Here is a 17,224-nt window from a genome sequence, read left to right as displayed (position 1 = left end):
GTGCGTGGCTTAACCTCTTTTACGTCGATAAGCAGGCGCGCTTTGCGGCTTGGATGCGGTTTCCGCAAGCGACATAGTGACGCCTGCAAACTCTTTCATCACCCGGCGGTAAACGTCGCGCTTAAACGACACCACCTGACGAACCGGGTACCAATAACTTACCCAACGCCAGCCATCAAACTCAGGTGTACTGCTGGTTTGCATATTAATTGCCGTATCGCTGCCGACCAGTTGTAGAAGAAACCACTTCTGCTTCTGACCGATACAAACCGGCTTTGTGTCCCAACGCACCAAACGTTTAGGCAACTTGTAACGCAGCCAGTTACGGGTTGAGGCCAGGATCCGCACATCTTTACGGCTTAACCCAACCTCTTCGAACAATTCCCGATACATTGCCTGCTCGGCGGACTCACCTGGATTAATGCCCCCTTGCGGGAACTGCCACGAGTGCTGACCATAGCGCCGGGCCCACATCACCTGGCCCTGGCGGTTACAGATTACAATGCCGACATTTGGGCGGTAGCCATCGTCATCAATCACCGGACTACCTCAAAATAAGCTTCAATGTGAATGATTGTTTCACACTCGTTGGAAACGGTAAACCACTCTCTGTGCCCCGTGATAACGGATAACATTTGAATAACTCACAGTAATCACCCGAGTTATAAACAGCGAAAGCCATCCCTGTCCCATTTTATTCACTTTTTCTGTGGATAGAGTTGTGAAGAAGTACGGAATTAACCAGGGAAAACCCGGAGTAATCCGAACTACTTAGAGATGACAGTCTTTAATAATGACATACTATTCATTAAGTTATCACGATATCCACTTACAAATTACAGCATAACGTGATGATCATCACATATGCGATCCGGCAGCTGATGAAAGATCGAACAATGCCGGTTTTATCCACAGATAAAGCACACTCACCGGGCACATTTTGTCTAAAAATTCGATTTTCGTCTCACGTCAAGGCTGTAGATCGAACCAGTAGTGAGGCTTTTCCCCAGTTATCCCATTTTTCTGTGGATAACATGGTGTAAGATCCTGTTCATTGTCAGTGACCAGTTCTGGAAAACCCATTTTCACTCTTTTCAAAAACAAGAAAACAAATAAAAAAACACATATAAATCATCACATTGTCATAGTTACTCAGAAAAAGGTAAACTCTATCCACAACGCGCCAAAATAGCGCTTATTTTTTAATCAGAGGTTCCACCATGCCCGCCATCGCTCCACTTACCGCTCCGCCGCAAAGTCAGGAGCAACTCCTCACGCAGGCCCAGCGGCTGGCGGGTTATACGCTGGGCGAACTGGCGGCGCTGGCGGGGATTCCTATTCCTCGCGATTTGAAACGCGATAAAGGCTGGATTGGCATCCTGCTGGAGATTTGGCTGGGGGCTAGCGCCGGAAGCAAACCCGAGCAGGATTTTGCCGCCTTGGGCGTAGAGCTAAAAACCATTCCCATCGACCGCCAGGGGCGACCGCTGGAAACCACCTTCGTCTGCGTCGCGCCATTGACGGGCAACAGCGGCGTGACCTGGGAGAGCAGCCACGTGCGGCATAAGCTGCAACGCGTCCTGTGGATCCCGGTGGAAGGCGAACGCGAGATCCCGCTGGCGGAGCGCCGGGTCGGCGCGCCGCTGCTGTGGACGCCAAGCGCGGAAGAAGACCACCAGTTGCGCATGGACTGGGAAGAACTGATGGATCTCATCGTACTCGGTCAGGTTGAACGGATCACCGCCCGCCACGGTGAAGTACTGCAGTTACGCCCGAAAGCCGCCAACAGTAAGGCGTTAACCGAGGCCATCGGCGCTCATGGCGAACCGATCCTCACCCTACCGCGCGGCTTCTATCTGAAGAAGAATTTCACCGGCGCGTTACTGGCGCGGCATTTTCTAATAGGACATGAATAATTTTTTGTTCTGCCGCAACGCCTGCATATAATTACGGCTTTATTTTTTGCAGGACTTTGAACAATGTTATTTGCATGGATAACCGATCCTAACGCCTGGCTGGCGCTCGGCACGCTGACGCTGCTGGAGATCGTTCTCGGGATCGATAATATTATTTTTCTCTCTCTGGTTGTCGCCAAACTACCCACCGCTCAACGCGCCCACGCGCGGCGTGTCGGGTTGATGGGCGCAATGTTGATGCGCCTTGGCCTGCTGGCGTCCATCGCCTGGGTGGTTAAACTCACCAACCCGTTATTTACCGTACTGGGTCAGGAGATCTCGTTTCGCGACCTGATCTTACTGCTCGGCGGCCTGTTCCTGATTTGGAAAGCGAGTAAAGAGATCCACGAATCGATCGAAGGCGAGGAAGAAGGCCTTAAAACTAACGTCCACTCCTTCCTTGGCGCCATTGTGCAGATCATGCTGCTGGATATCATCTTCAGCCTCGATTCGGTGATTACCGCCGTCGGCCTTTCCGATCATCTGTTCATTATGATGGCCGCCGTGGTGATTGCGGTTGGGGTAATGATGTTTGCCGCACGCTCTATTGGCGACTTCGTCGACCGTCACCCATCGGTAAAAATGCTGGCGCTGTCATTCCTGATCCTCGTCGGCTTCACCTTGATGCTGGAGAGTTTCGATGTGCATGTACCGAAAGGCTACATCTATTTCGCCATGTTCTTCTCCATCGCCGTCGAAAGCCTCAACCTGATGCGGAATAAGAAAAACCCGCTGTAAGCCACAAAATTGCAGCCTGGAAACGGGTTGCAATCCTTTTTAAGACTTTACTGCTTTTTATGTCTCACAAATCAGGCTATTAATATACTGGTACGAGGTGCGGCCATAAGAGAGGTAACGACGATGAAAAAATGGGCAGTATTGATTTCCGCCGTAGGACTGGCGTTCTCGGTTTCCGGTTGCAGCAGCGATTATGTCATGGCGACCAAAGACGGACGTATGATTCTGACTGACGGTAAACCGGCGGTTGACGATGATACCGGTTTGATTAGCTATGAAGATCAGCAAGGCAATAAAATGCAGATCAACCGCGACGACGTGTCACAGATTATTAAGCGTTAAGCTTTTTCGTCGGCTTGCAGCATAACGGCCCTGCGCCCGAGTGCCGCGTTTTCCGACTAACACAGCCACAGAAAAGAGTCGGGATCCCCCTGATATATCCCTCAGGGTTCTTCCCCTTCAGGATCACCAGACCCGGCTTTTTTGATTTTTTCCTTTCTCTTTTTCTCTCCCTCTGCCATGTTGTTACTCCCATAAGCCTTCAAGCACTTTGAAGCTTGCGGGGAAATAGTCCTTGTCGGGAAACACCTGACCTTGTTGATAAAAATAAGGAAGCCGGCTATGCAGTATCACCGTATCCCACACAGTTCTCTTGAAATCAGCACGCTGGGGCTGGGCACAATGACGTTTGGTGAACAAAATAGCGAGGCCGACGCTCATGAACAGCTCGACTACGCCGTAAGTCAGGGAATTAACCTGATCGATGTCGCCGAAATGTATCCTGTCCCGCCGCGCCCGGAAACCCAGGGCCTGACCGAAACCTACGTCGGCAACTGGCTGGCGAAACGCGGCAACCGCGAAAAACTGGTTATCGCCTCTAAAGTCAGCGGCCCGGCGCGCAATAACGACAGCAGCATTCGCCCGAACCACGCCCTGGATCGCAAAAACATTCGTGACGCCCTGCACGACAGCCTCAAGCGTCTGCAAACCGATTATCTCGATCTCTACCAGGTGCACTGGCCGCAGCGGCCAACCAACTGTTTCGGCAAACTTGGCTACAGCTGGAACGACTCGGCGCCGGTGGTCACGCTGCTGGATACGCTGGAGGCGCTGACCGAATTCCAGCGCGCGGGCAAAATTCGCTATATCGGCGTTTCCAACGAAACCGCATTCGGCGTCATGCGTTATCTGCACCTGGCCGATAAGCATGACCTGCCGCGCATCGTGACGATTCAAAACCCGTACAGTCTGCTAAACCGTAGCTATGAAGTGGGTCTGGCGGAAGTCAGCCAATATGAAGGCGTGGAGCTGCTAGCTTATTCCTGCCTGGCATTCGGTACGCTGACCGGTAAGTACCTTAACGGCGCGCAACCGGCCGGGGCACGTAATACGCTGTTCAGCCGTTTCACCCGCTACAGCGGCGAGCAGGCGCAGAAAGCGGTTGCCGCCTATGTGGATATCGCCAAACGCCACCATCTCGATCCGGCGCAAATGGCGCTGGCCTTCGTGCGTCGCCAACCGTTTGTCGCCAGCACCCTGCTGGGCGCGACGACGATGGCGCAACTGCAGACCAACGTCGAGAGTTTGCATCTTGAACTGAGCGAAGAGGTGTTAGCAGAGATTGAAGCGGTGCATAAGGTGTATACCTACCCGGCACCGTAAGAAAGTAAAACCCCGGGTGGCGGCATAAACGCCTTACCCGGGCTACCACGTCTCTGAACGGGAAGCTATTTACCCCGTCCCCACCACCACAGCGCGGCGATGGCCAGCGCAAAGACCGCGCCAAACCCGATTCCCACCCCCACCGGCGGGATCCCGATGCTGACCGCCAGCGAGTACAGGCCCAGCATCAACAGCATGGCCACGTTTTCGCCAAGGTTCTGCACCGCAATGGCATTCCCCGCGCCGACGGTATGCTTACCACGCTCCTGCAGCAGCGCATTCAACGGCACAATAAAGAAACCGCCGAATATGCCGAGCAACAGCAGCAGCCCGAACGCTGGCAGCAACGACTGCTGCACCGCAAAGACGACGACCGCGACGCCGATCAATATCCCGGCGGGCATACAACGCGAGACGGTTTCCAGCGTCACCAACTTCGCTGCTGCGGCAGCGCCAATGACAATCCCCACGGCGACCATCGCATTGAGATAGGTCGGCATCGCGTTGCTGGTGATCCCCAGCGCCACCGGCACCCAAATCACCAGCAGAAAGCGCAGCGTCACCCCCGCCCCCCAGAACAGGCTGGTGCCCATTAATGAGAAACGGGTTTCGCTATTGCGCCACAGCGTTTTGCAGGCGCTAAAGAAACTGTGGGTCATCGGCCTGAAGCGCCACGACTGCCCCGGACGGGCCGCCGGCAGTTTCGGGATCCACAGGTTCGCCACCACCGCGCCGCCGTAAACCAACGCACAAACGATAAGTGCCGCCAGCACGTGCCAGTCGGCGAGAATGCCTCCCGCCATCGACCCTAACAGGATCGCCGCGATGGTCGATGACTCCATTAATCCGTTAGCCTTCACTAACTTATCGCCGGTGGTCAGTTCGCCGAGAATACCGTATTTCGCCGGAGAATAGGCCGCCGCGCCGATCCCCACCAGCGTATAGCCGATAAACGGGTTGACGCCAACGCAGATGCACCCGGCGCCAAGCAGCTTCAGGCCATTCGCGACCATCATCACCCGCCCTTTGGCAAAGCTATCGGCGAACTGGCCGACAAATGGCGCAAAGAGAATGTAAGCGCCCACAAACAACATTTGCAGTACCGGCTGGCTCCACTCCGGATAGTAGAGTTGCTTCATCAGCGCCAGGGTCGCGAACAGCAGCGCGTTGTCGCCGAAGGCCGACAGGAACTGGGCGCAGATCACCGCCACCATCCCTTTTGAGTACAGCGAAGCGTTAGTGTGCACTGACTCACTCATTTGAATGTTCCGCCTCTTCAACCATGCCTTTCAGGGTGACAAAGTCAGGCTTGCCACTGCCCAGCACCGGCAGCTGTTTCAGCCAACGAATGTCGCGCGGCACCGCCAGTTCCGGCACGCCATGCTCACGCGCATAGCGCAGCAGTTTTTCACGATTCAGTTCATTATCGGTGGTAAACAGCACCAGCGCCTCGCCTTTGCTGGCGTCCTGCTTAATCGCCGTAGCGTGCATTTTGTCCGGCGAGACCGCCAGCGCCACCTGCTCGACCATCTCCAGTGAAACCATCTCCCCGGCAATTTTGGCGAAGCGCTTGGCACGGCCCTGAATACGGACGTAGCCCTGCTCGTCAAAGGCGACAATATCGCCAGTGTCGTACCAGCCGCTTTCCACTTCGCCATGCTGGTTCTCTGCGCTCGGCGCTTCCAGCACGCCCGGGTTTTCCACCCGCAGATAGCCTTTCATAATGTTTGGCCCTTTCAGCTGCAGGCGCCCACCCAGCTCGATGCCCGGCATCGCCAGCAGTCTGGCGTCCATCCCCGGAAGAATGCGCCCAACGGTGCCGACTTTCGCCGCCATCGGCACGTTAATGGAGACCACCGGCGCGCACTCGGTAACGCCATAGCCCTCAAGAATGCGCAGGCCGAATTTGTCCTGCCACAGTTGCTTCGTGCTGTCCTGCAGTTTCTCCGCCCCGGCCACCACGTAGCGCAAACGATAAAAATCATACGGGTTAGCGAAACGCGCATAGTTGGCGAGGAAAGTCGAGGTCCCGAACAGGACGGTACAGTTGCGGTCATAGACCAGCTCAGGCACCACACGATAGTGCAGCGGGCTGGGATAGAGGAACACTTCCGCGCCGGTAAACAGCGGCGTCAGCAGGCCGACCGTCAAACCGAAAGAGTGGAACAGCGGCAGCGCCGACATAAAGCGGTCATTCGCCGTGAAGTCGGCGATGGTTTTAATCTGCTCGACGTTGGCCAGCAGGCTCTTATGGCTATGCACCACCCCTTTTGGGTTGCCCTCTGAACCGGAGGTAAAGAGGATCATTGCCGCATCTTCCGGCTGTTGTCGCACCTGCGCCAGACGCGGCGCCAGCAGATGACCAAAGATCCACAGTTTGTCGGCGGTGGTCACGTCGCCTTTTAAATCTTCAAGAAACACCCAGCGTACCTGGGTCAGCTGTTCCGGCAGATGCCAAAGCTTGCCCTTATCGAGGAAGGTGCGGGAGGTGAAAATCGTGTTGATTTCCGCCGCGGTAATCGCACTGCTCAGGCCCTTCACCCCGGCGGTATAGTTCATCATCGCCGGAATACGCCCGCGGGCGATAGCGCCGAAAATCACCGCCGCGCTGATGCCGGCGTTCGGCAGCATCAGGCCGATTTTCTCGCCCTGCGCGCTGTATTTCTCCAGGATGCGGGCGACGAACAGCGTTTTGGTCAGCAGTTTGCGATAGGTATCCGGCTGGAAGTTAATATCTTCCACGCACAGTTTGCGCGCACCGAAGCGATCCTGCGCCGCCAGTAACGATTCATACAGCGTTTCACGCGGGCGTACCGCCATGCGCGCTTCCATCATGATTTGGTGCAGCATTTCGCCGGCGATTTTCCGCCGGTCGCGGGCGCGCGGCGCTTCCGGCATCGGCAAACGCGTCGGCGGCAGTAAATGAAGCTGGATACGTGGGAACGGGCGGCGTTTCACCAGCCCCTTCAGGCGGCTGAACGGCGTAAGCTCAGCGCCTTCAATACGCAGCGGCACAATCGTCGCTTTAGACTTTGCGGCGACAAACGCCGCGCCGTCGTAGATTTTCATCAGCGAACCGCTTACCGTCAGGCGGCCTTCCGGGAAGATAACGACCGGCCGCCCTTGTTCCACCAGGCGCACCAGATGCTTGATTGACATCGGCTTGGTTGGGTCCAACGGGACAAAATCAATGAGCGGCGTCAGCGCCCGCATAAACCAGCGCTGGCTAATCGAGGTATAGACCGCAAACACCGGGCGAACGGGTAAAAATAACGCCAGTAAAATACCGTCGAGAAATGAGACGTGGTTTGGCGTAATTAATACTCTTTCCTGGTACAGCGCCTGGGTGTCTCCGGTCAACCGCACCCGATACAATCCTTTGAACAGTAATCGAAAAAATCCCAACAGCATGACGACTCCGCGTAGCCGGTTTAGTAATCCATGCAGGTTACATGAGAAGGCGGGGAAAATGCAGTGAGGGGGGTTAAATTAAGGATAAAAAAAACCTGCGCATCCGCGCAGGCCGGTGCAAGATAATCAGTACGAAGTGCGTACTTAAGAAACTCACCAATCAATACCTCTGGGACCCTGATTGTCGCGGTTTTGCCGACGATCGCGCCAGCGCAAAAACGCAAGGGAATGAGCCTAAGTGCAACCAGGTATTACGATTTTCGCCATCTGTAACAGCCTGAATCACAGGCAAAAAAAAACCTGCGCATCTGCGCAGGTTGGTGTAATTAAGTGGTCAACCTGAAGTTGACTCCACCTATCAATACCTCTGGGATAGCCAGAATATCAACGCATCACTCGGCTAAACCAGCGAACATTCGCAACAGCTAATCGCAAAGTGTAACCAAAGATGAGAATTATCATTTCGCCGTTGCATCCCGCGCATCGCGTTGTGTAACTTTTTCACCAGTAATTCCCGGTTGTGTCACATTTGTATCACCCCGTCCGCCCGCAGCCTTGAATCTGCCACGCTTTCCCGTAACATAATTATCATGTAAACGCTTACCCTAAAAAAGGTCTGGTATGGCGACAATTAAGGATGTAGCCCGACTCGCTGGAGTGTCCGTCGCTACCGTCTCACGCGTTATCAACAACTCGCCAAAAGCGAGTGAAGCCTCTCGTCAGTCGGTGACGGCGGCGATGGAAACTCTGAACTATCACCCCAACGCCAATGCCCGCGCGCTGGCGCAGCAGTCAACGGAAACCATCGGTCTGGTGGTGGGCGACGTCTCCGATCCTTTCTTCGGCGCGATGGTCAAAGCCGTCGAGCAGGTGGCCTACGCCACCGGTAACTTCCTGCTTATCGGTAACGGCTACCACAACGAGCAAAAAGAGCGTCAGGCGATTGAACAACTAATTCGCCACCGCTGCGCGGCACTGGTGGTGCACGCTAAGATGCTCTCTGACGATGAGCTGGCAGGATTGATGAAACAGATCCCCGGCATGGTGCTGATTAACCGCATCGTTCCCGGTTTTGAGCAGCGCTGTGTCGCACTCGATGACCGCTACGGCGCCTGGCTGGCGACTCGTCACCTGATTCAGCAGGGCCACAGCCGCATTGGCTATATCTGCTCCAACCACGCGATTTCCGATGCCGAAGACCGCCTGCAGGGCTATTACGATGCCTTAAAAGAGAGCGGTCTGCCGATCAACGACCGGTTGGTGACCTTTGCTGAACCGGACGAAAGCGGAGGCGAGTTGGCGATGACTGAACTGCTAGGACGCGGTAGAAACTTTACCGCCGTTGCCTGTTACAACGATTCAATGGCCGCTGGCGCGATGGGTGTGCTCAACGACAACGGTATTGAGGTGCCGCAGGAAATTTCGCTGATTGGCTTCGATGACGTACTGGTTTCGCGCTATGTGCGCCCGCGCCTGACGACCGTACGTTATCCCATCGTCACGATGGCGACCCAGGCGGCAGAGCTGGCGTTAGCGCTGGCGGAACAGCGCCCGGCGCCGGAAATTACCCACCTGTTCAGCCCGACCCTGGTGCGCCGTCACTCGGTGATTGCGACAGCGGAAGGTGATAAATCGTAACGATACAGGCTCACGGCGGCGGCCGGGTAATCCAGACCCTCGCCGATATAGCGCCAGCCGAAGCGCTCGTAAAAATCGCGGCAGGCGGAGTACAGATAGAGCTGTGAATAACCGCCGTCGCGAGCATAGTCGATGACGTGCTGCTGTAATTTCCCTGCGATCCCCTGCCCACGCGCCGTCTCGGCGACAAACAACGCCGCCATCCACGGAAACAGATCCTGGCGGCTTAGCAAATCGCAGCGCCAGAGCCCCACCGTGCCCAACAGCGTATCGCCGTCGGTGGCGATAAACGTCAACGGCAACGTTGCCGGCGTTTGGCTATGTTCAACAATGCTGACAAAAAATTCCCGCGGCAGCGTACCGCCGGAAAAAGCCTGCCATAGCCACTCGGCAACCTGCGGCGCATGTTGCGGCGCGGCGTATAATGGTTGAATCTGCATACCTTTCCCCCTAATCATCGGCGCATTTTAGCACGGCGCATACCCCGCCTGCGCCCGGACGCCGCTCCCAACAAAATCATTTATCGCTATTTCCTGTAAAAAGCGTGATCGCGATAGTCGTTTGCTTGTCGTCAGGATCATATCCCTATGAATGTCTGTGATAAACTGCGACCTATCACGGGTTATCAGGAATCGACGAATGGCAACAATGCTGGATGTCTCAATACGCGCAGGCGTCTCGAAAGCGACGGTTTCCCGCGTGTTGAACGGCACAGGTCAGGTAAAAGAGAGTACCCGCCAACAGGTATTCAAAGCGATGGAAGAGCTGGGCTATCGCCCCAATTTCCTCGCCCGCTCGCTGGCGAACCGCACCAGCAACAGCATCGGCCTGGTGGTCTCGACGTTCGACGGTTTTTACTTTGGCCGCCTGCTACAGCAGGCGTCACGGCAGACCGAGGCCTGGGGTAAACAGCTGATTGTCACCGACGGCCACGATGCTCCCGAACGGGAAGAAGCAGCGGTGCAGATGCTTGCCGACCGCCAGTGCGACGCCATTGTGCTCTACACCCGTCATATGAGCGAACAGAAAATCATGTCGCTTATCGAATCCATTGAAACGCCGCTGGTGGTGATTAACCGTGATGTCAGCCAGGCGCGAGAGCGCTGCGTATTCTTCGAACAGCAGGAAGCGGCATTTCAGGCCGTCGACTATCTGATTACCCAGGGACACCGCGATATCGCCTGTCTCACCGTGCCGATGCATACGCCGACCGGTAAAGCGCGTCTGGCGGGCTATCGTAGCGCGCTGGAAAAACACGGTATTGCGTGGGAACCGGCGCGCGTGAAGTACGGTGATTCAACCATGACCCGCGGCTATGAACTGTGTCGCGAATTGCTGCAGGAAAAGACGCCGTTTAGCGCCCTCTTTTCTTGTAACGACGATATGGCATTGGGCGCCTCGAAAGCACTATACCAGGCGGGGTTGCGTATTCCGCAGGATGTTTCGCTCTTCGGCTTTGACGACGCTCCCAGCGCAAAATGGCTGGAGCCGGGTTTATCGACGGTTTACCTACCGATTGACAATATGATCACCACCGCCATCGACCAGGCGATTAAACTCGCCAACGGTCGGCCGATCGAAACCATCCCGCCGTTCACCGGTACGCTAGTCCTGCGTGAATCGGTGACGACGGGGCCGTTCTTTAAATAAGTTCCAGCGCCAGCAGCTCCTGAATAGTCTGACGACGGCGAATCAGGCGTGCGCTGCCGTTGTCGAACAGCACTTCCGGCAATAATGGGCGGCTGTTGTAGTTCGAAGACATCGATGCGCCGTAAGCGCCGATGTCGTGCAGCACCAGATAATCCCCCGGCGCGACCGCCGGCAGTAGGCGCGTTTCCACTTTTCCGCCCTCCTGCTGGGTAAAGACGTCGCCGGATTCACACAGCGGCCCGGCAACAACCGTTTCCAGCTGTGGCGCGCCGCTCAGATCGCGCCCGTCCGCCGCCAGCGCGCTAATGTGGTGATAGCTGCCGTACATCGCCGGGCGCATCAGATCGTTAAAACCGGCATCAATCAGCACAAAGTGGCGACTGCCCATCTCTTTCACGCTGCGTACCTGCGATACCAGCACGCCGGACTCCGCCACCAGGAAACGTCCCGGTTCGATCTCCAGCTTCACCGGATGCCCCAGATGTTTGGCGATCTGCTCGCGCGCCGCGTTCCACAGGCCGAAGTAATGATCGGTATCGATCGCCTCTTCACCTTCGTGATACGGGATAGACAACCCGCCGCCAGCGGAGATCGCCTGCAGATCCTGGCCGAATTCCACCACCTGGCGCACCATCGCGCCGCACACCTGCTCAAGATGGCCGTAATCAACGCCGGAGCCGATATGCATATGGATACCGACCAGCCGCAGCTGATGGCGGCGAATCACCTCCAGCGCCTGCGGCAGCTGGCTGAACCAGATACCGTGCTTGCTGTTTTCGCCGCCGGTGTTGGTCTTCTGGCTATGACCATGGCCAAATCCTGGGTTCACGCGCAGCCAGACGCGGTGGCCCGGCGAGACTTCGCCAAGCTGGTCAAGCATATCCACAGAGCCGGCATTCACCGGGATCTGCAATTCTTTCACTCGATCAAGGGTTGCTCGATCGATCAGATCGGCGGTAAAGACGATATCGTCCGGATACTGCTGCGGATCGTAACCTGCCGCCAACGCGCGCTCGATCTCGCCAAGCGATACGGAATCAACCTTTACGCCCTGCTCGCGCATCAGGCGCAGAATATGAATATTGGAACAGGCTTTCTGTGCGAAGCGCACCACGTCGAACTGGCTGAGCTTAGCAATCTGACGGCGGATAATCTGCGCGTCATAGACCCACACCGGGCAGCCGAATTCAGCAGGAAGGCGCAGAAGGTTATTGGCGGTCAGATCGGTATCGGTGGCATTAAGCGAGCGTGGCATGGCGAACTCCGGAAGTTGTGCGTGTTTTATCTCTGTTTTGTACGATTACGCCACAGCGCGGAGGGAATAAAAAATATCGTTTTATCGCGAGTCTATGCAAAAATGATATGGATACCTGATACTACCCGAGAACCGCCATGCCCGCCGTCAATTTACGCCATATAGAGATCTTCCACGCGGTGATGACCACCGGCAATCTGACCGAAGCGGCGCGGATGCTGCACACCTCGCAGCCCACGGTCAGCCGCGAGCTGGCGCGCTTTGAAAAGGTGCTCGGTTTAACGTTGTTTGAACGCGCCCGCGGCCGTCTGCAGCCGACGGTACAGGGACTGCGTCTGTTTGAAGAGGTGCAGCGTTCATGGTACGGACTGGACCGCATCGTCAGTGCGGCGGAGAGCCTGCGTGAATTTCGCCAGGGCGAGCTATCAGTGGTGTGCCTGCCGGTCTTTTCCCAATCTTTTCTGCCCCTGCTGCTGCAACCGTTTCTGGCGCGCTACCCGGACGTCAGCCTACAGATCGTGCCGCAAGAGTCGCCGCTGCTGGAGGAGTGGCTGTCGGCGCAGCGCCACGATCTGGGGTTAACGGAAACGCTGCATACGCCAGCCGGTACCGAGCGCACGCCGCTGCTGACGTTAAATGAAGTCTGCGTGCTGCCGCAGGATCATCCGCTCGCCGCCAAAGACGAGCTCGCGCCCGCCGACTTCCACGGTGAAAACTATATCAGCTTGTCGCGTACCGACAGCTATCGCCAACTGCTCGACGCGCTGTTTCTCGAGCATCAGGTCAAGCGGCGGATGGTCGTTGAGACCCACAGCGCCGCGTCGATCTGTGCTATGGTGCGCGCCGGAGTGGGCATTTCGGTGGTCAACCCGCTCACTGCCCTCGACTACGCGGAAAGCGGCGTGGTGGTGCGGCGTTTCAGCGTCGATGTCCCGTTCACGGTTAGCCTGATCCGCCCGCTGCACCGTCCCGGTTCAGCGCTGGTCGATACTTTTATTCAGCACCTGAAAACCAGCCTGCCGCGTATAGAACAGCCGCTGGCGGCGGTGCTTAAGAGAGCATAAATTCCACCGCATCAGCAGCATGGATCGCGGCGGTATCGAATACCGGCAGCGGGCTGCTGTCCGTCGGCACCAGCAGACCGATTTCGGTACAGCCGAAGATAACCCCTTCCGCCCCCTGCGCCGCCAGCGCGTCGATAACCTGCAGGTAGTAGTCTCGCGAAGCATCGCTAAAGGTACCGAGACATAGCTCGTCAAAGATGATCTGATTGATGCGCGCCCGGTCGTCGACATCCGGGATTAGCGTATCGATGGCAAACTGCTGCTGCAGACGGCCGCGATAAAAATCCTGCTCCATGGTATAGCGAGTCCCCAGCAGCGCGACCCGCCGCTGGCCTTTAGCGCGGATTGCCCGCCCGGTGGCGTCGGCGATATGCAGAAACGGTACGTCGCAGCGGGCTTCGATCGCATCAGCGACCTTATGCATGGTGTTGGTGCACAACACGATACCTTCGGCGCCGGCCTGCTGTAATCCCTGCGCAGCCTGCGCGAGCATATCGCCCGCGCGGCCCCATTCTCCCGCCGACTGGCAGGCTTCAATCTCATGGAAATCAACGCTATGCAACAGTAAACTGGCGGAGTGCAGGCCGCCCAGACGCGCTTTAATTCCTTCGTTAATTAACCGGTAGTAGGGAATGGTCGATTCCCAGCTCATGCCGCCCAACAGGCCGATTGTTTTCATTGTCCGCTCCTCTGTGATTTTCTTCAGTGAACCAAACCTGTCGCGAACTTTCCACCGTTCCTGACAGGTATTCACCAGACCTAAAAAGCCAGCGGCGGCAATATCTGGTCATTTCACTAAATCAGTATAAGCGCAGCAAACGCCGAAGGGACAAACCCGGTCAGTTGTTACTGTTGATAAATTTCTCGCAGTAAACCGTAATCTCCGGGTAGGGTTGCTGCGTAACCCAGAGGTTAACGGCATCGACCATTGGCGGCGGGCCACATACGTAGAGATCAAAGCCCTCCTGATATACGTCCGTTAGGGTGACGTTATCTGTGATATATCCCGTTTTTCCCTGCCAATCCGGGCCCGGAGCGCTGAGCACTATCGTAAAGCAGAAAGCAGGCAGATGTGACTGATAGCCAATCAGTCTTTCCAGCTCACAAATATCCTCTTCGCTGCGAACGCCGTAAATCAGATGAATGGGATAGTCACACTGACTAAGCGCCAGCTTATCCAGCATTGCCAGAAATGCCGAAAGCCCTGTCCCTCCTGCCATCATGACCACCGGGCGTCGAATATCCCGAAGATAAAAAGTACCGTAAGGTGCTTCAATCTGCATACGATCGCCCGGTTTGCCTATCTGCCGAATATAGTGACTCATCACACCGTCAGGAAGAATACGTATCAGGAAGGCTAACGAATCGCCCTCAGGCCAGCTGGCAAACGAATAAGCGCGGGTGCTATTAGTGCCAGGAATATTTAATCGGGCGTACTGGCCAGGTAAATATTCCGGAATACTGGCGTTCTCTGGCACGATTTTCAGGATAGCGGTCGTCGGCGAAATATGTTGAATTTCACTCACCACGCCATCACAGACACCCTGATTTTCTGCGCACACGGTAGATGCAAAATTAAACGAAAATGTGGCATCAGAGTGAAGGTGCGTTTGGCAGGTCAGCACCTTACCATTTTCGAGGTCATGCTCATTAAGCGCATCATCATCAACATATTCCTGACTGTATTTTCCTGATTCACACGTTCCCTTGCAGGTGGCGCAAACACCTTCCCGGCAGTCGAACGGTAATCTGATGCCATTTTTAAGCGCCGCATCCAGCACGCTCTCTTTTTCAGCCACCGGGCAAAAAAGCGTTTTTCCATCGGCAAAAGTAAAGGCTGCTTTATAGTTCATGACGGCCTCCTACAGATGGTAAAAATCGAGCACAGAATTAATCGTATCGTTCAGAAGAATCACATGTTTACGCTTAATCCTCCACGAATCCGCCGAGGGAATAAGCGAGTAGGTGGCAAAACCATAAAATTCTTCACTGGTGCTATGGCGGTAATAAGAGGTTTTCCAGTTAGCGTTGACGGTTAAGGCGCCATGAGCCTGCGGAGTAATACGCACATTACTGATGAAATGAACGGTGCGCGGTAACGGTACGGCGGAAGCGGCCTTCCCGGTACGTAAGCGAAATACCCGATCCTCCAGCCCTGTTCTGTTGGCATAATAGATCAGCGACAACCCTTTGCGCGGGTCTTGAGTGACCAAATGTTCAGATTCCCACTGTGGAAGATGAAATTCACAGTCATCACAAAAAAGCGCCAGATACTCATCCCATTTTTTTGCATCACATAGTTCAGCTTTATGGAAAAGAAACTGCTCAATTTGATACTGGAGTTCTGCGTTCATCATTCGGCCTCGCGGATATTAAATGGGTTAATCTTTGCAGCCATCTCATCAAGGCCGTTGAGCAGAAATTGTTGCCAGTATCCGTGCTGATTAACGTATAACCCCTCATGGGTGAATTCAGTTCCGGTCATTGTCGGTGTAATGCCCAGCGTTTCTGAATTCGGCGTGGGGCCACGTTCCCAGCGGTCACAGCCGCGTGAAATATCGTTCCAGCGCTCAAGGCGTGCCTGGAATCCGCGTTGTGCCTCCCGGAATTCCACCAGGTCATCCGGCGTTCCCATCCCGGAAACATTAAAAAAGTCTTCAAACTGGCGAATTCGATTTTCACGATCGTCATCAGATTCATTTTTAACGCCAATGCAGAAGCTGTGGATCTCTGTTTTATTCCACGCGATCGGGCGAATGATCCGTAACTGTGAGCTAATCTGGTCGAGGAAAAACATGCTGGGATAAATATTCAGATTACGCAGGCGGTGCATCATCCATTCTGCGCGCGGCTGACCATGTTCCTGAATCAGGCGCGGCATAATATGCGCGTAGCCAGGGCGAACGGTAGGGTTAGGCATATCGCTGAATAACACGCTGTGGCCGTTTTTAAAGGCAAACCAGCCATCATCGGTATCCGCATCACCGGCCCCCAGTTTGCTGTAATCCAGCGTTTGACTGGCTCCCGGATGGAGTTGCTCATTAACCTGCTGGCGATGCTGAACCGTCGTCACATAGTTGTAGTGGACCGTGGAGACATGATAGCCATCCAGACCGTTCTCATTTTGCAGCTTCCAGTTGCCTTCATAAGTATAAGCAGAGCGGCCTGGAAGAACTTCCAGCTCACCAGTATCAGACTGCGCAACCATCATGTCGAAGAATATACGCGCATCACCAAGATATTCTTCCAGTGTGTCGGTACCTTCGCTATTGAGATTAATAAAAACAAAGCCGTTATAGCTGGCGATACGCGCCTTTTTCAGGCCTCGCGTCGCTTTGTCAAAACCCTCAGGGTATTCACCCGGCGCTTTCACCTTAACCAGGCGACCATCGCTTTTGTAGCACCAGGCGTGGAACGGACAGGTAAAAGTCGACTGATTGCCCTTCATCATACGCGTCAGGGTTGTGCCCCTGTGCTGACAGGCATTAATTAGCGCATTCAGCTCACCCTTACCATCGCGTGTAACGATAATCGGCTGTCTGCCAGCACGAAGCGTCATGTAGTCATGTTGTTCCGGGATTTCACTTTCATGGCAGGCATAGATCCACTGCTTTTCGAAGATAAGCGCCATCTCCAGTTCGAACAGCGCTTCGTTCGTGAAGACATCACGAGCTACACGGTAGACACCTTCTTCAGGACGAACATCAAGGCAACCGCTGACATACTCTTTCCAGCTATTTATTTCTGCTAACGTAAACGTCATTTGAATGATCTCATTGTTGTGCAGGTGGAAGAACCATTCAATACAGGTCACTGGGTATTAGCTATCCAATAAGTCTGGGATGTTTATC

At 55.1% G+C, this 17,224-nt stretch carries 17 protein-coding genes and 1 pseudogene; 8 read left to right on the top strand and 10 right to left on the bottom strand.

Annotated elements, in window-relative coordinates; genetic code table 11:
- Positions 1-9: 9 nt before the first annotated feature.
- Complete coding sequence (gene rppH, locus PYR66_04520; protein WEF29001.1) at positions 10-540, bottom strand: RNA pyrophosphohydrolase; 531 nt, start codon at positions 538-540, stop codon at positions 10-12.
- Between the two features lie 453 nt (positions 541-993).
- Between rppH and PYR66_04515 the strand changes: the two genes are divergently transcribed.
- The 5 genes from PYR66_04515 (at position 994) to PYR66_04495 (ending at position 4,355) form a co-directional block, all read left to right on the top strand.
- On the top strand, positions 994-1,116 hold the full coding sequence (locus PYR66_04515; protein ID WEF29000.1) for a hypothetical protein: 123 nt from the start codon (positions 994-996) through the stop codon (positions 1,114-1,116).
- Positions 1,117-1,220: 104 nt separating this feature from the next.
- Positions 1,221-1,916, top strand: a complete 696-nt coding sequence (gene mutH / locus PYR66_04510) for a DNA mismatch repair endonuclease MutH (GenBank protein ID WEF28999.1) — start codon at positions 1,221-1,223, stop codon at positions 1,914-1,916.
- Between the two features lie 63 nt (positions 1,917-1,979).
- Complete coding sequence (locus PYR66_04505; protein ID WEF28998.1) at positions 1,980-2,693, top strand: TerC family protein; 714 nt, start codon at positions 1,980-1,982, stop codon at positions 2,691-2,693.
- Between the two features lie 123 nt (positions 2,694-2,816).
- Positions 2,817-3,035: a YgdI/YgdR family lipoprotein gene (locus PYR66_04500; GenBank protein WEF28997.1), complete on the top strand. Its 219-nt coding sequence runs from the start codon at positions 2,817-2,819 to the stop codon at positions 3,033-3,035.
- Positions 3,036-3,314: 279 nt separating this feature from the next.
- Positions 3,315-4,355: an NADP(H)-dependent aldo-keto reductase gene (locus tag PYR66_04495; GenBank protein ID WEF28996.1), complete on the top strand. Its 1,041-nt coding sequence runs from the start codon at positions 3,315-3,317 to the stop codon at positions 4,353-4,355.
- 65 nt (positions 4,356-4,420) lie between these two features.
- Here the strand turns inward: PYR66_04495 and lplT are convergent, their stop codons facing one another.
- From lplT to PYR66_04480, 3 genes and pseudogenes are all read right to left on the bottom strand, one after another.
- The gene (gene lplT / locus PYR66_04490; GenBank protein ID WEF28995.1) at positions 4,421-5,614 is read right to left on the bottom strand and encodes a lysophospholipid transporter LplT; all 1,194 of its coding nucleotides are present in this window, start codon (positions 5,612-5,614) and stop codon (positions 4,421-4,423) included.
- Positions 5,607-7,766, bottom strand: a complete 2,160-nt coding sequence (gene aas / locus PYR66_04485; GenBank protein ID WEF28994.1) for a bifunctional acyl-ACP--phospholipid O-acyltransferase/long-chain-fatty-acid--ACP ligase — start codon at positions 7,764-7,766, stop codon at positions 5,607-5,609. Before aas ends, lplT begins: the two co-directional genes overlap by 8 nt.
- Positions 7,767-8,048: 282 nt before the next feature.
- Positions 8,049-8,212 (bottom strand): annotated as a pseudogene (locus PYR66_04480) (hypothetical protein).
- A 175-nt stretch (positions 8,213-8,387) separates the two neighbouring features.
- Here PYR66_04480 and galR point away from each other — a divergent pair.
- Positions 8,388-9,404 carry an HTH-type transcriptional regulator GalR gene (gene galR / locus PYR66_04475; protein WEF28993.1) on the top strand — a complete coding sequence of 339 codons (1,017 nt, stop codon included), beginning with the start codon at positions 8,388-8,390 and terminating at the stop codon, positions 9,402-9,404.
- Here the strand turns inward: galR and PYR66_04470 are convergent.
- The gene (locus PYR66_04470; GenBank protein WEF28992.1) at positions 9,365-9,844 is read right to left on the bottom strand and encodes a GNAT family N-acetyltransferase; all 480 of its coding nucleotides are present in this window, start codon (positions 9,842-9,844) and stop codon (positions 9,365-9,367) included. The two genes, galR and PYR66_04470, sit on opposite strands and share 40 nt — an antisense overlap.
- A gap of 208 nt (positions 9,845-10,052) precedes the next feature.
- Between PYR66_04470 and PYR66_04465 the strand changes: the two genes are divergently transcribed.
- Positions 10,053-11,054 (top strand): LacI family DNA-binding transcriptional regulator, encoded by a 1,002-nt coding sequence (locus PYR66_04465; protein ID WEF30356.1) that lies wholly within the window; start codon positions 10,053-10,055, stop codon positions 11,052-11,054.
- Here PYR66_04465 and lysA read toward each other — a convergent pair.
- Positions 11,047-12,309, bottom strand: coding sequence for a diaminopimelate decarboxylase (lysA, locus tag PYR66_04460; GenBank protein WEF28991.1), 1,263 nt, complete (start codon positions 12,307-12,309; stop codon positions 11,047-11,049). The two genes, PYR66_04465 and lysA, sit on opposite strands and share 8 nt — an antisense overlap.
- 137 nt (positions 12,310-12,446) lie before the next feature.
- Between lysA and PYR66_04455 the strand changes: the two genes are divergently transcribed.
- Entirely contained in the window at positions 12,447-13,373 is a 927-nt protein-coding gene (locus tag PYR66_04455) for a LysR family transcriptional regulator (GenBank protein WEF28990.1), read from the top strand.
- On the opposite strand, the gene PYR66_04450 is transcribed toward PYR66_04455, so the two are convergent.
- The 4 genes from PYR66_04450 to antA all read right to left on the bottom strand — a co-directional run bounded on the left by PYR66_04450 (position 13,360) and on the right by antA (position 17,136).
- Entirely contained in the window at positions 13,360-14,052 is a 693-nt protein-coding gene (locus tag PYR66_04450) for an aspartate/glutamate racemase (protein WEF28989.1), read from the bottom strand. The genes PYR66_04455 and PYR66_04450 overlap by 14 nt on opposite strands.
- A gap of 160 nt (positions 14,053-14,212) precedes the next feature.
- The gene (gene antC / locus PYR66_04445; GenBank protein ID WEF28988.1) at positions 14,213-15,226 is read right to left on the bottom strand and encodes an anthranilate 1,2-dioxygenase electron transfer component AntC; all 1,014 of its coding nucleotides are present in this window, start codon (positions 15,224-15,226) and stop codon (positions 14,213-14,215) included.
- Between the two features lie 9 nt (positions 15,227-15,235).
- Complete coding sequence (gene antB, locus PYR66_04440; GenBank protein WEF28987.1) at positions 15,236-15,730, bottom strand: anthranilate 1,2-dioxygenase small subunit; 495 nt, start codon at positions 15,728-15,730, stop codon at positions 15,236-15,238.
- Complete coding sequence (antA, locus tag PYR66_04435; GenBank protein WEF28986.1) at positions 15,727-17,136, bottom strand: anthranilate 1,2-dioxygenase large subunit; 1,410 nt, start codon at positions 17,134-17,136, stop codon at positions 15,727-15,729. The genes antB and antA overlap by 4 nt, the downstream gene beginning before the upstream one ends.
- Between the last annotated feature and the right edge of the window lie 88 nt (positions 17,137-17,224).

The sequence above is a fragment of the Klebsiella aerogenes genome, from assembly GCA_029027985.1.
Classification (GTDB): domain Bacteria; phylum Pseudomonadota; class Gammaproteobacteria; order Enterobacterales; family Enterobacteriaceae; genus Klebsiella; species Klebsiella aerogenes_A.
Note: the sequence above shows the minus strand (reverse complement) of the source record. Positions and strands in the feature narration are given on the sequence as shown.